This is a genomic window from Streptomyces sp. NPDC090741 (assembly GCF_044769045.1).
Classification (GTDB): domain Bacteria; phylum Actinomycetota; class Actinomycetes; order Streptomycetales; family Streptomycetaceae; genus Streptomyces.
In genome coordinates this window covers 347,856-361,668 of sequence record NZ_JBIVXF010000006.1, presented here as the reverse complement: position 1 = coordinate 361,668, position 13,813 = coordinate 347,856, and the positions used below count along the sequence as shown (strand labels likewise).

Genomic DNA, 13,813 nt, shown 5'->3' with positions numbered 1-13,813 from the left:
CGCATTCCCCTTCCGTGAGGGTGGCGTTCACGCGCGTGCCTCCGGGTCCGGTCGCCGGATCGCCGCACGGCGTACACCCGGACCAGCGTGGATTCCTCCTGCCCCGGTGGCCCGCCGGGATCCGCCGATCGGGTGACTCGCAATCTTGCGGTGGCGGGCTCGCTGCAGGCGTGTTGTGCGGGTGTTGTCGGCGCCTACGCATTCGATCAGGTAGTCGCCGTTCTCGGGGTCGACGCTCACTCCGTGGGCCTCGCTGTGGAAGCCCGGGAAGGTGCGGTCGAAGGACTCCAGGGCGCGCAGGTACCGGATCAGCGGCCCGTCGGGGGCGCCGGTGGACTCTCCGGGCATCAGGACGGGGATCCCCGGCGGAGTCACGGTCACCATCGCCGCTGCCACCCGCCCTGCCGCCTCCGTCAGCCGTACGCGCTCGGTACCGCCCCGGATGAGCAGCTGGTAGCAGTGGCGCGGGGGCGCGACCGGCTCGGGGAGGTCGTGGAACGCCGCATCGAGGGCGTCGATCAGCTCGGCGCGGGTGAGGTGCTCGTGCATCTGCCGGCACAGGCCGCTGAGGGTGGTGCGGCCGTACCGGCGCGGGAACTGGCGGACCAGTTCCGGCAGGACCCGGTCCAGCGGGGCGTCCGCGTCGTACAGGGCCTTGAAGTCCATGAGGGCGTCCATCAGGGTGCCCCATTTGCCCTTGGTGATGCCCATGGAGAACAGGATCAGAGTCGTGTAGCTGTCCGTCTTCTCGACGACGATCCCGCGCGCCTCCAAGTACGCGGTGAGGATCCGTGCGGGGATGCCCCGGGTGCCGGTCTCGCCGGTGGCGGTGACTCCGGGGCAGGTGAGCGTCACCTTGACCGGGTCCAGCAGGCAGTGGCCCTCGCTCAGCCCGGCAAAGCCGTGCCGCTCGGCGCCCGGCTCCAGGTGCCAGCACGACGGCTCGCGGCTCAGGAGCGAGGGCCGCGCGTCGGCGAACGCGATGCGCTCCCCGGTCGCCGGGTCGGTGACCGACTCGGGCTGCCACACACCGAAGAACCAGTCGGGCCGGTCCCCTGAGGCGGCGATGCGGCGCCCGGTGCGGACCACGGCCTGACGGAATCGGATCGCCTCGGTGACCGCCTCGTCGATCAGCCACCGTCCCTGCGGGCCGTCCATCATCGCTGCGGCCACGTCCAGGGAGGCGATCGCCGGATACAGCGGTGAGGTGGTGCCGTGCATCATGAACGCCTCGTTGAGCCGCTCGTGCTCGACGGGGGCCGCGGCGCCGACCGGACGTGGACCATCGCGCACTGGGAGAGGGCGGCCAGCAACTTGTGCGTGGACTGGGTCGCGAAGACCGTGGGCCGGCCCGGCCCGCCTTCCTCATCGCCATCGCCGTCGTCGGGGAAGGTGTCCGGTCCGACGGCCATGCCGTAGCGGCCCGCGTACAGCGGATGGAAGGGGGCGTACGCGAACCAGGCCTCGTCGAAGCGCAGGCGCGGCGTGCTCGGTGCCAAGGCGCGGGCCGTCGCGACGGTGTCGTAACACAGTCCGTCATACGTGGAGTTGGTCACCACCGCGTACTGGGCCTCGGGAGAGAGCGCCCCGGCGGTGAGAGGGTTCGCGGCGATCCTGCGCGACACCGCCGCCGGGTCGGTCACGGCGGGCGGCAGGGCCCGGCGAGCCCGTAGCCGTTGCGGGTCGGCACCAGATAGACGGGGCGCGCCCCGGAGATCACCAGCCCGTGCAGCACCGACTTGGGGCAGTTGCGGTCCACGAGTGCGATCTCGTCGGTCGTCACGCTGTAGTGGCCGACCATCCGGTCCGCGGTGGAGTCCCCGTGCAGGACGAAGTAGGTGCGGTCCGCGCCGAAGACCCGGGCGGCGTTGCGTTCGGCCTCGCCGATCGGGCCGTTGTGCTCGAAGAGCGACCCGAGCTCCCCGACCGAGATCGACAGGTCGGTACGGAAGAGCCGCTCCCCGTAGTAGTCGAAGAACGCGCGCCCGGCCGGGGACTTGAGGAAGGCGACCCCGCCGGAGTGGGCAGGCGTGTGCCAGGAGTACTCGTGGGAGTCCTCGAAGCGCCGCAGGGCCTTGAAGAACGGCGGTAGCAGGTCACGGTGGTAGCCGCGGGCCGCCGTCGCGACGCGGCCCGCGATGAACGAGGGAGTGTCTTCCAGCGCCCAGATGTGGCCGACCACCGTCTCCGAGACCCACAGCGGCAGCCGCTCCAGGTCCTGATCGGAGTCGTCCGACATCACCAGGAAGACCGGGAGGTCCTTGAACCGCCGGGTACGGCAGCCCGTACCGCGCCACAGTGTTCAGGCCCCGCCGCCGCTCGCGCCGATCATCGACGGGGCTTCACCTGCAGGTGGGCGTGGCGCGGGCGAAGGCCGGTCCGCGGAACACGGAAAGGCGTGGTTGCCGTCGTCGCCTTGCTGCCAGGTGGGCAATCCGCCGTCGGACCCCGCTTGCGCAGCGAGATGGGCGGCGCCCCGGGTGAAGTGTTCGGGCCGGGCGGCGGCCGTCAGCGCTACGTCGGCCCGGCTGCCGCGGCAGCGGTCGCGGCTGCCGCGCGGGCCTCCGGTCGACACCCCGTGAAGGGTGGGGGAGCATGAACACGAGGGCCGCCTGTCATGTGCCCCTCCCCCCTCCCGCTCGACCTCCGATGGGAGCACCCTCATGTACCGACGCACCCGACGCGCCGTGGTCACGTCCCTGCTCGTCTCCTCGGTCGTATGCGGTGGCGCCGTTGCCCTCGCACCGGCCGCCGGCGCTGCGGCCCCGGCCGCCAGCTGTACGGTCACGCCGGGGCCGAACGATACGTACGTCACGATCACCGGCGAGGGGTTCACGGCGCCCCGCAAGCTCAACGACGGCGAGTCCACCGTGGACCTGGCGATAGGCCCGGACGGAACCTTCCGAGTGCAGCGCTTCCAGAAGAACGTCGACTACACGGTCCTCGCGGTCAATGAGGACCAGAACTTCATCTTCGTGAACTGCAAGAGGGTGGGCTCGGCGGCGACACCGAAGCCCCAGAACCCGCAGAACACGCCCTCGCTCCAGCCGGGGTCCCGGCGGGACATCGCCCAGGGCAGCGCGGCCGGCATCAAGGCGGGCGCCGCGGCGGCGAAGAAGAGCTGCGCGACCAAGCCGGTGGCGGACAAGTCCGGCCAGCAGCACAGCGACGCCTACTGGAACGCCTGGACCCAGGCGGCCAACCGCGCCTTCAACCGGGTCTGCAAGGGAGGTTGAGCCGCTTCACCCCGAGCCGCGGGGCCGGCCGGTCCGCCCAGGAGGGCGGCCGCCCGGCCCCGCGGCAGCGGTTTGGGCGTACCGGCCGTGACCACCTTCCCGAAAAACTTCGCGCGCATCAGGCCATGCACGCGCCGGTATGACCTCGACGATCACGGCCGTGCCGACAGCAGGTCGAGCTTCGTGCATCGTGATCACGTCTCCGCACTTCAGATGTCTCCACCGTTCGGGGCTCAGGGGCGCCAGCCGGACATCGGCGGTTTCTCCCGGGCCGAGCTCCTCGGCGAACTCCACCCATAGCCTTGCGATGCTCATGTCTGGCTCTCCGCCAGCGGTGCGGCGCCCGATGTCCCACAGCGGCCTGAGCCGACCGTCCCCGGAAAAGGCGCTCCGGCGTCCACCCTCCTCAGGTCCCAGCAGGCTCAGCGTTGCCCGGACAGTGCCGTGCCGGACCTCCCACCCCCGCCACTGACACCAGCGGCAGCTGCGGTCGAGCATCATCTGCCGAGAGGCCTCGGCCAGAAGCTCCCAGAACTCCACGGACGCGGGGCAAGAATCACCGATCTCGATGAGAATGCCGAGCGCCATCTCCCACTCCTGGCGCGCGATGTCCTCGCGGGCATCCCCGACCGTCACGCCGTTCTCTGCGGTGGCGTCCTCGGGCAAGAGGTCGACGGCCCGCCGAATGAGTGTGAATGCGTCATCCATGTGCTGCATTGTCCCCGGCCCCAGGCCCTTCCTCTGTTCGATCGAGACGTACCGGGACTCGCTCAGGGCTCACGCAGGCGTACGGCGAGGGCGGCGATGTCGTCGTCAAGGCGTCCTCTGCTGTAGCGGAGGAGGTCGCGGTGAAGGGCCGTGAGCAGTTCGCGGGGCGGTGTTGGGGGCAGTCGACGCATCCAGGCTGCCAGCGGGAAGAACTCGCCGTTGCGGGCGCGTGCCTCGGTGATCCCGTCGGTATAGAGGAGCAGCAAGTCGCCGGGGGCGAAGTCGAAGGTGTCGACGTTGTAGTGATCGCCGATCAGGTCCGCGAGGCTGAGCAGGGGCGAGGGGGTGGCGGACTCGAGGACACGGAGCTCGCTGCGGTTCAGGAGCATCGGTGGGGGGTGTCCGCAGTTGAGGATGTCGATACGTCTGCCCTCGTGCGGGATCTCGACGAGAAGGGCGGTGGCGAACCGCTCCATCGGCCCGTCGGGTGGATAGGCGGCGTTGTAGCGGCTGCTGCTGGCGTCCAGCCTGCGTGCGACGTTGACGATGTCGGACTCGCCGTAGGCCGCCTCCCGGAACGCGTTGACGATCGCCGCGGCCGCCCCCACTGCCGGCAGGCCCTTGCCGCGTACGTCACCGATGAGCAGCCTGACCCCGTACGGCGTGTCGACCACCTCGTAGAAGTCCCCGCCGATGCGGGCCTCTGCCGCGGCCGCGAGGTACAGCGACTCGATCTCGATGTTCCTGAAGCGGCGTGGCATAGGGCTCAGCACCACCTGCTGCGCCGCGTCGGCGACGAGCCGTACTTGGAAGAGGGTGCGCTCCCGCTGGAGCCGGACATGGCTTCCGTACGCGGCGGCCACGGTGACCGCGATGATCCCTGCGGCCGTCCACCACGTTCCCAGATCGGGGAAGACCAGGCCGAGGCCGATCATCAGAAGGAGGCAGACCGTCCCGAGCAGGACGGTGGGGAGGACCGGCCACATGGCGGCGGCCAGGGCCGGCGCCGCGGGCAGGAGGCGGCTGAAGGCCATCTCCGGCGGAGTGGCGTAGGCCAGGCTGGCGATCACGACGGTCAGAACGACCGGCGACAGCCGCACAAGCCTCCACCGGCCATAGCGCCGAGGGAGCCGCGGCCGTTCCATCTCGATCACATTTCTCAGAATATCTGCGTAATGGGGGCCCAGCGCTCTGACGTATGGAGTCGGCTGCCTGCCTGCCTGCCTGCCTGCCTGCCTGCCTGCTTGCCTGGCTACCCCGGACCGGTCGCGGCCTGCGATGCCCGGCGGCGCAGCCACCCCTCCATCCATAATCGAACGTGTGAACGATGAACTCCGGCTCGGCGGCGACGGCGGCAGTCCGGGGTCTACCTGCGCCCCCACTGGACCGGTGGCAGCGGCGGCGGGGGCGGACCGGGCGGCGGGGGCGGTGCCGCGGGCGGGTCCGGCGGCCGATGCGGCAGCAGGTCGATCGGCTTGCGCAGGCGCAGCCTGGCGGGGAGGTCCAGCCGCCCCTCGCGCGACGCGACCACGATGTCCCGTACCGCCAGCTTGGCCTCCACCGCGCACTGTCCGCTGCGGGCGGCGACGAGCAGGCCGTCGCGGACGACCCCGACGAGCCCGCTGATCCGGAAGAGCACGGTGAGGTTCACGGCGACGGTGGCGGCCTGGGCACCGTCCACGAGGAGGTCCACCGACGGGTGGTGCGCGGAGCTGATGGTGTGGGTGGCCAGGGCGACGACCTCCTCGCTGCCGGGGGACCGGCGCGTGCGAAGCGCCGCCTCCTTGAGGACCTTGTACTTGGACCAGCCCGAAGCCACCAGGGAGACGAGGTCGAGGTCCAGGAAGCCGTTGATGACGCCGGCCAGCTCGCGCCCCACGGCCCGGTCGGCCGCGGTGGTCAGGCCGTGCCCGCCCGGGAGGAGGCCCGTCACCGCACCATGGGCCTGCAGGGAGTCGGCGAGTGCTTCGGGGTTCTGCCCCTGGGGGCCGAGCAGCAGGTCCCGGACGGTGAGGGGCTCGACGACGGGAGCCGTGGTCATGGGCCTTCCTCCTTCAGTGTCTGGTCACCCGGGTCCGGGTGTGGTTCCAGCCGTACGGAGCGGGTGGGCGGGCCGGTCTCGGAGGGCTCGGCCACGTCCGTCGCCGCAGGGGCGGGGCGCAGCCGGGAGCTGACGTGCTCGTGGACCCAGCGCGGCCCGCGGTGGCGGTGGCTGAGGAACGCGGATCCCGCGAGGGCCAGCAGGGCCGCTCCGAGCAGGCTCGAACCGACGACCAGGCCGACGGGGACCGCGACGGGGGTGGGGTCGGGGGTCGGATCCGGGGTCGGCGTGGGCGGAGTCGGAGTCGGAGTCGTCGGGGAGGGGGTGACCGGGCCGCTGCCGGTCACCGTGAACGCCGCCTCGGCGCCCACACCGGGGTCATCCGTGCACTCGGCCCGTACGGTGTATGAGGCCTTGCCCGTATCGGGCGTCACGTCGAACCCGGTGTCGAAGGAGCCGTCCTCGGCGGGAGCCACCGTGTCCCACTCTTCCCCCTCCCACGACAGGGCCACCTCCGGGCAGTTGAAACCCGAACCGGATACGGCCACGGACCCGCCGCCGAACGGCAACGAGGGGGGATCGAGCGTCACCTCCGGCTGCGGCCCGGGCGCAGCGGTCACCGTGAACCGCTGCTCGGCGGAGACCTGCTCGTACCCGACGCAGGTTGCGGTGACCGTGTGATCCGTGGCGTCTGCGTCGGAGGGAACGGCGAACTCGGCCGTGAACGCGTCGCCGTCCACCGTGACCTCTGCGGGCGTGACATCCGGGAGGGGGGTGCCGTCCCACGACAGCGTGACCGTACGGGCCTGGCCGTCGTCCGCGGTACAGCCGTCGAACCCGGAGCCGGTCACGGTGACCGACGTCTGTACGGCGCCCTCGGCCGGCTCCAATGCCAGGATCGTCGGCCCGGGCTCGGGGGTCACTTGGAAGTCGGCGGTGGCTTTGAGCTTCGAGTTGACCGTGCAGAGAGCGGTGACCTCGTAGCTGGCCGGATTGGCATCGGAGGGAACCGTGACGTCGGTATCGAACTCACCGGCGGCGTCGGCCGTGACGACGCTCGGGTTGCCGCTGCCTTCCCAGGTGATGTGGATCTCGGCCGCCTCGGCAGGGCGGGGCTCGGGCACCAGGCCGGTCTTCGTGCAACGGCTGAACCCGCTGCCGTGGACCCCCACCCGGCTCCCCGGCGGGCCCTGGGACGGATCGAGCGTGATGGACTCTGCTGCCGCGGCCTGAACCGGCGAGGTGGCAGCAGGAGCAGCAACGGGCACGCCCCACGCGAACGCCGTGCTCAACAGCACCGCGGTAAGCGAGCGGCCGGCCCATAGGACAAAGGGAAGCATGGCCCTCCGTGAGCTGCTTCCCATTCTCCTCCGTCTGCATGCAGCTGCAGCTGCAGCTGCAGCTGCGCCGTGGAGCGGAGGTGGTTGTCGACTGAGGAATCCACAGGAATCTTGCCGATGACACAGTGGGCGTTTTCAGCGCTGTCTCTCCAGGGTGAGGATGGCGGCGGCAATTGACGTGAGGCGGCTCGGGCTGCACCGGGCCCGGTGGAAGATCCGCCCAGGACTTCAGTGGCGCGATACTTCGTTCGACAGGCGCCCGCGCTGCCGACAGGCTCGGTTGACCGTCCGCTGGGTGGGGGTGAGTTCCCCGAGGGGCGGGCGTCTGAGCGGGGTGGTCACCCAGGGGCCGGCGCCGATGCAAGGGCTATCCCGTAACTCCGAAGACCGCTTGCCGGTGTCCGGTTCGCTCATCGGATCGTTACTGAGAGTAGTCTGGTGTGTCGTTGCCTGATGCTCGGTGGACACGCATCGAGCCGTTGCTGCCGGACCGGACACCGAAGCGGGGTAGGCGGTGGCGTGATCACCGCGCCCAGGCCGACGCCGAAGGCGATCTCGACTGGGTCGTCGGGGTCGACTCCACGATCGTGCGGCCTCTTCAGCATGCCGCCGCCCGGGGCCCGTCAAAAGCCGGAGGCGGTGGCTTGGCCTCCTGCGGCCTTGGGGCTGCCAGCGCGTTCGAGGCCGGCGCGCAGGGCTTCCATGAGGTTGACGACGCCGGTCGGCTTGGCAGCGGGCCCGGTCCGTACAGGCTTCGGCTTTCTACGCGATGGGCGTACTCGCCGCGGGCCAGTGCCGCCGTTCGGGAATCAACCTGCGCAGGATCCACAAGCCGGCGCGCAGCTTCCAGTCTCCGGGAGAGCGGATTTCGGAGATGAGCACGCCGGTGCTCCTGCCGATCGACCGCGACGCTTCCTCGGTCGCATCCGGGTCCAAGAGTCTGTCGCAGTTGAACCAGGCCAAGCCCCGTGCGACCCGGATCCCGTAATTGCTCAACAGTTCGTCGCTACGGGTGAACAGCCTGTCCAAAGAGCTGAGCCCATGAATGTACCTGGACGAAAGGTCGTCCTGGACCCTGTCGATACAGGACCCCAGCACGTCGTTCATGCGGTGGAAGTCCGCGATGTGGCTGCGGTCGCCCGTGGACGTCGCCATGCGCCGCAATGCCCCCGGCAAGTCGTACGAAATGTGCGCCATCATGGAAAAGAGCACGTCTTCCAGCGTGTACGAGCGCCGGATACTCGAAGCGGCGAAGGCATCTCGCCATGGTTGAGGGATGGAGTCCGGCAGATCACTGGGCCGGACTTCGTCCGCGGAGCCACCGGGTCGTCCTGGCAGCCATGCGTCGATGCTGTCCATCGCGGCGAAGTAGGCCGACGCGAGCGTCTCGCACAGCTCGGCGACCCACGGCGGGTCGTTGAACGCGGGGGTGCCTGTATCCAGGGCTGTGGCGAGCGTCGTCGTGAGGCGGTAGTAGGTGTAGGCGAACGCGGCCCGGCGATCGTGTGTGGTGTCGTACTGCCTGACCCGGTCGGCAAGCAATCCGGCGACCAGGGTGACCTTTTCGGCGGGGAGCACGGACTCGGCGGTCATCGGGAGTATGTTCCTGGCGCCCGCTAAGCCGGCTCGCTGATTCGACGGGTTTCCTCGGTCGCCCTGCCCCAGTCGCACACCAATTCCGCGAAGAGGCTCTGGCGGTCGGGTGCGACCTGATAGTCCGCTGTCCAAGGGGTTTCGAGCAACGGCATGTGGTAGGTCGCGGCCATGCCTTCGTCGCGAATTTCCGCAGAGTAGGTGAAGGTCCGCGTGAGCAGGCCCGGCACAGGGCCGAGCCTCTCGTTCGCGCGGACAGTGACTCCGGTCCCGTTGCTGTCCAGTACGTACTGCTCTTCCAAGAGGTACAGGGTCACGCCGAACTTGGACATCCTGACCACATTGTCGGCCTGGCCGAACTCGCCCTCGTCCGGCTTCGCCACGATCGTCGAACTCTGCCGTGGCGCACCGGTGAGCAGCTCGATGGTGTGCATGGCGGTCGCGAGCAGCTTGTTCGTCAATCCGATGCGGCTGCGCATGAGACGACGCCAGGAAGTGACGCGGAAGGTGGCTTTTCCAAGCCAGGTGCCGGTCCCGATGTCGAAGTAATAGACGCGGTTGGGCGCGGTCGTGCGGTGTCGAGGGATGCCCTCGGGCTCCATTGTCACAGTGCGTAGCATATCATCACGCCCTGTAAATGATGGCCAGGAACGTAAGGCCCACCACGGCCTGCCGGTCTACGACGTGCTCGCGGCGTTCCACATCGTCGCCCGCCGGCTGTGGGGCAGCCTGCGGGCGGTTGCGCAGGGGACGACGGCCGAGGACTCCGTGATCGAACTGGTCGCGCCACTGTGGCTGTGGATCGCGAACGCGGCGGCAGCGCGACGTCGTTCTTCGACGACGTCTGGCTGCGTGCCAGTCTCGTCGACGGTCGCGAACGGCTGCGCCCGTTGTTCACTCACGGGGTCCGATCCGCGGACCTTCGCCGGTCTCGTCCGCTCGGTCGTCGGAATCACCAGCTGACCCCAGATCGGGGAATCCACAGAAGTCTCACCGATCGAACTCCGGGTCAGCCGAGGGCCCGGTCGAGGTTGAACGCGGCGCTGATCAACGAGAGATGGGTGAAGGCCTGCGGGAAGTTGCCGAGTTGTTCGCCGGTCAGCCCGATCTCTTCGGCGTAGAGGCCGACGTGGTTCGCATAGGTGAGCATCTTCTCGAAGGCGAGCCGCGCCTCCTCCAGCCGTCCGGCGCGGGTGAGCGCCTCGACGTACCAGAAGGAGCAGATCGAGAAGGTGCCCTCGGCGCCCCTCAGGCCGTCCGGGCTGGCGTCGGGGTCGTAGCGGTAGACCAGAGAGTCGGACACCAGTTCCGCGGTGAGCGTGTCCAGGGTGGCGAGCCATTTGGGGTCGGTGGGTGAGATGAATTTGGCCATCGGCATCATCAGCACCGAGGCGTCGAGCACGATGTCGTCGAGGTGCTGGACGAACGCCCCTCGCTCGGGGGACCAGCCGCGTTGCATGATCTGCCGGTAGATCGCGTCACGGCTCTGCCGCCAGCGGGGGAGATCCGCGGGCAGGCCCCGCCGGTTCGCCATCCGGATGGCCCGCTCGATCGCGACCCAGCACATCAGCCGGGAGTACACGAAGTTCTTCCGTCCCCCGCGCGTTTCCCACACGCCGTCGTCGGGCTGGTCCCAGTGGTCGCAGAGCCAGTCCACCAGTACGCCGAGCTCCTCCCACCGGTCGCTGCTGATGGGCTGTCCCCACTTGTCGTACAGATATACGGAGTCGATGAGCGCTCCGTATATGTCCAGCTGCAGCTGCCCGGTCGCGGCGTTTCCCACCCGTACCGGGGCGGACCCCAAGTAGCCCTCCAGGTGGGGCAGTACCTGCTCGGGCAGCTCGGCGCGCCCGTCGATCCCGTACATGATCTGCAGTGGGCCTGCGGGACCGCTGCCCCGCATGATGCCCCGCTCGGACAAGAAGCGCATGAAGGCCTCGGCCTCGCCGGTGAAGCCCAGTCTGAGCATGGCGTACACGCAGAAGGCGGCGTCACGCACCCATACGAAACGGTAGTCCCAGTTGCGTTCGCCGCCGATCTGCTCGGGCAGGCTGGTCGTCGGGGCGGCCACGATCGCACCGGTCGGGGCGTACGTGAGCAGCTTCAGCACGAGCGCCGAGCGGTGCACCATCTCCCGCCACCGTCCGTGGTAGCGCGAGCCGGCCAGCCAGCCGCGCCAGAACCGGACCGTCGTCTCGAACTGCCGCTCGGCTTCGGCCTGGGGGCAGGCCTGCGGGATGACGTCGTCGACGATCGGGTCGAGGGCGAACACCGCCGACTCGCCCTCGAGGAGCTTGAAGCGGGACCGTGCGTCGAGGCCGTCGCACTCCAGCGGCGCGGTGGCGGTCAGCGCCTACGACAGGTCCCCGGAACGGAAGACCACGGTGTGGCTGCCCTGCGCCTGCGCGGAGTGCGGATCGGCGCCGTACCCGAAGCGGGGGGCCACCTGCGCCGTGAAGGGAAGCGATCCCCGTACGCAGATCACCCGTCGGATCAGCCGGTGCGGGGCCGGCGCGCCCGAGTCGTCGGTGATCGGCATGAAGTCCTGGACCTCGGCCACCCCGTCGGAGGCGAAGAACCGCGTGATGAGAACGTTCGTGTCGGGAAAGTAGAACTGCCGGGTCCGCGTCGGGACGTCGGCGGCGAGTTCGAACGATCCGCCCCGGTCCGCGTCCAGAATGGAGGCGAACACGCTCGGTGAGTCGAAGCGCGGGCAGCAGTACCAGTCGATGGTGCCGTTCGTACCTACGAGCGCCGCACTGTGAAGATCACCGATGAGGCCGTGTTCTGCGATCGGCAGATAGGGCGAGAGGCCTGTTCGTCCGAATCCGGCGTTCACGATCCCGGCCTCCCTACGACGGCAGGGCGCATAGTGCGTACACGTGATGGTAGATCTTCACGGCCGCGGCTGCCATTGCGTCCGGCGGTGCCGCCGCGCCCTCCTTCGCATGCGGCGCGGCACTCTCGCGCAGCGCCACGTCGGCCCCGGAGGCGGAGAAGCGTCGCGTGCTAAGGTTTTTGTGATCTAAAATGGTTGGTCATATTGTGATTGAAGGGGTGCTCCCGGTGGGCAGAAGGAGCATGCGCGAGGAGATCGTCGAGGCGGCGGTCGAACGGTTCCATGCCCGCGGGTTCAACGGGGCGGGCGTCAAGGACATCACCGACGGCGCCGGGGTCCCGAAGGGGTCGTTCTACAACCACTTCGAGAGCAAGGAAGCGCTGGCCGTGGTGGCCCTGGAGCGGTACGGCGAGAGCCGCCGGCTCCACGAGCTCACCGATGCGTCCGTCGATCCGGTGCTGCGGCTGCGCCAGCACTTCGAATTCCTCCGCGATGAGAACACCAGCCGGAACTTCACCCGCGGCTGCCTCATCGGAGGCCTCGGCACGGAGATGGCCGATCACAGCGACCTCATCCGCGAGGCGGTACGAACCGGCCTGGAGAGCTGGGAGCAGGCGCTCGCGGCCCCGATCGCCGAGGCCCAGGAGTCGGGCCGGGTGACGGCCACCACGGACGCGCGGACGCTCGCCCGGTTCATTCTGAACGCCTGGGAGGGGACGCTCATCTCCACCCGGTCCGACCGTTCGGAAGACTCGTACGAGGTGTTCTTCGGCGCAGTGTTCGGCACGCTGCTCGCCTGATGCCACTGCCTTATGGCCGGACCGCCACATCCAGCACGACACGGAAACGGGCTTCGCCGGACATCATGCGCTCGTAGGCCTGGGGAGCCTGGGCGAGCGGCATGACTTCGGTCATGGGACGGACATCCCGGTCCGCGGCGAACCGGAGGTTGTCCTCGTTTTCGATGGAGCTGCCGGTCAGGCTTCCGCTGATCGTCCTGGTGCCGAAGATCAGGTCACTGGTCTGCACCTGGATCGGATCGGGGGCGGCCCCGAGGACCACCATGCGGCCGCGCGGCGCCAGTCCGGAGACCAGCGGCGACATCGAGGCGCCGCTCGCGGCGGTCGCGACGATCGCGGCCGCCCCGCCGAGCCGCCGCAGCGCCTCGCCGGCGTCCTCGGCCGAACTGTCGATGTAGTGGTCGGCGCCGAGCCGCTCTGCCAGCTCCGCCTTGTCGGTGCCCCGGGCGATCGCGGCGACGCGGAACCCGAGCCTGTTCGCGTACTGCACGCCCAGGTGCCCGAGACCGCCGATCCCCTGCACGGCCACCAGCGCGCCGGGGGCGCCGGCGGCCTGCCGTAGCGCGCTGAAGACCGTCAGTCCCGCGCACAGGAGCGGCGCCGCGTCGATCGTGCTCAGCTTCTCCGGGATCCGTACGAGGCCGCTGGCCCTGGCGACCAGCACTTCCGCGTAGCCTCCGTCGATGTCACTGCCGGTCTGAGGCTGATCCTCGCAGTTGACGAAGTCGCCGCGCCGGCAGAAGTCGCACACTCCGCAGTGGCCGTTCAGGTAACCCACGCCCACGCGCTCGCCGACCCGCCACGTCGTCACCCCTGGGCCGACCGCGTCGATCACGCCGACGACCTCGTGCCCGGGAACCATCGGCCTGGACGGGTCGGGCCGCATCCCCTCGACGGCCAGGACATCGGAGTGGCAGACCCCGCAGGCCTCGACCCGCAGGCGCACGTGCCCCAGCGGTGGCTCCGGCGTCTCGCGCTCCACCCACTCGAACTTCCGTGACCCGGTGACCTCGAACGCTCGGTATGTGGACATGTCATTCCCTCGCGTGTGCGGAATGGGCGGCCAAAATGACCGGTCGTCTCGCTTCCATAATGATCGGTCGTCCTGAACTCCGTCAAGCGGGCGGGGCCCTGGGTGCGGACGCAGGTGCAGGTCGGCGGGACAGACCGTGAAGCACCGCGTCACCTGCTCCTCGGAGCGCCGGGATCGCCGATTTCTTAGCATCAGGGGCCAACTATTCGCTCGGCCTCCACCA

At 69.5% G+C, this 13,813-nt stretch carries 10 protein-coding genes and 3 pseudogenes; 3 read left to right on the top strand and 10 right to left on the bottom strand.

Translation table 11 applies throughout. The annotated features are described in order from the left end of the window. Positions 1-186: 186 nt before the first annotated feature. Positions 187-2,272, bottom strand: a pseudogene (locus ACIQU4_RS19275) (Orn/Lys/Arg decarboxylase N-terminal domain-containing protein); the annotation flags it as partial. Between the two features lie 391 nt (positions 2,273-2,663). Here ACIQU4_RS19275 and ACIQU4_RS19270 point away from each other — a divergent pair. Further along, entirely contained in the window at positions 2,664-3,236 is a 573-nt protein-coding gene (locus ACIQU4_RS19270; protein ID WP_403731798.1) for a hypothetical protein, read from the top strand. A 6-nt stretch (positions 3,237-3,242) separates the two neighbouring features. Here ACIQU4_RS19270 and ACIQU4_RS19265 read toward each other — a convergent pair whose 3' ends face one another. From ACIQU4_RS19265 to ACIQU4_RS19235, 7 genes and pseudogenes are all read right to left on the bottom strand, one after another. Then, a complete protein-coding gene (locus ACIQU4_RS19265) occupies positions 3,243-3,944 on the bottom strand; it encodes a hypothetical protein (RefSeq protein ID WP_403731795.1) in 702 nt (233 codons plus the stop codon). 62 nt (positions 3,945-4,006) lie between these two features. Beyond that, the gene (locus ACIQU4_RS19260) at positions 4,007-5,089 is read right to left on the bottom strand and encodes a PP2C family protein-serine/threonine phosphatase (RefSeq protein WP_403732119.1); all 1,083 of its coding nucleotides are present in this window, start codon (positions 5,087-5,089) and stop codon (positions 4,007-4,009) included. Between the two features lie 221 nt (positions 5,090-5,310). Further along, positions 5,311-5,985 carry a hypothetical protein gene (locus tag ACIQU4_RS19255; protein WP_403731792.1) on the bottom strand — a complete coding sequence of 225 codons (675 nt, stop codon included), beginning with the start codon at positions 5,983-5,985 and terminating at the stop codon, positions 5,311-5,313. Beyond that, entirely contained in the window at positions 5,982-7,277 is a 1,296-nt protein-coding gene (locus ACIQU4_RS19250) for an IPT/TIG domain-containing protein (protein ID WP_403731790.1), read from the bottom strand. The genes ACIQU4_RS19255 and ACIQU4_RS19250 overlap by 4 nt, the downstream gene beginning before the upstream one ends. Before the next feature lie 183 nt (positions 7,278-7,460). Then, positions 7,461-7,688, bottom strand: a pseudogene (locus tag ACIQU4_RS19245) (transposase family protein); the annotation flags it as partial. Positions 7,689-8,087: 399 nt separating this feature from the next. Continuing rightward, positions 8,088-8,918, bottom strand: a complete 831-nt coding sequence (locus tag ACIQU4_RS19240; protein WP_403731787.1) for a DUF5995 family protein — start codon at positions 8,916-8,918, stop codon at positions 8,088-8,090. Between the two features lie 23 nt (positions 8,919-8,941). Next, a complete protein-coding gene (locus tag ACIQU4_RS19235) occupies positions 8,942-9,526 on the bottom strand; it encodes a hypothetical protein (protein ID WP_403731785.1) in 585 nt (194 codons plus the stop codon). A gap of 76 nt (positions 9,527-9,602) precedes the next feature. On the opposite strand from ACIQU4_RS19235, the gene ACIQU4_RS19230 reads away from it, so the two are divergent. Next, the gene (locus ACIQU4_RS19230) at positions 9,603-9,881 is read left to right on the top strand and encodes a hypothetical protein (protein WP_403731783.1); all 279 of its coding nucleotides are present in this window, start codon (positions 9,603-9,605) and stop codon (positions 9,879-9,881) included. A 46-nt stretch (positions 9,882-9,927) separates the two neighbouring features. Here the strand turns inward: ACIQU4_RS19230 and ACIQU4_RS19225 are convergent. Then, positions 9,928-11,760, bottom strand: a pseudogene (locus tag ACIQU4_RS19225) (glycoside hydrolase family 15 protein). Positions 11,761-11,999: 239 nt separating this feature from the next. On the opposite strand from ACIQU4_RS19225, the gene ACIQU4_RS19220 reads away from it, so the two are divergent. Then, entirely contained in the window at positions 12,000-12,557 is a 558-nt protein-coding gene (locus ACIQU4_RS19220; RefSeq protein ID WP_403731780.1) for a TetR family transcriptional regulator C-terminal domain-containing protein, read from the top strand. Between the two features lie 10 nt (positions 12,558-12,567). On the opposite strand, the gene ACIQU4_RS19215 is transcribed toward ACIQU4_RS19220, so the two are convergent. Next, positions 12,568-13,590, bottom strand: coding sequence for an alcohol dehydrogenase (locus tag ACIQU4_RS19215; protein WP_403731777.1), 1,023 nt, complete (start codon positions 13,588-13,590; stop codon positions 12,568-12,570). Positions 13,591-13,813 lie beyond the last annotated feature (223 nt).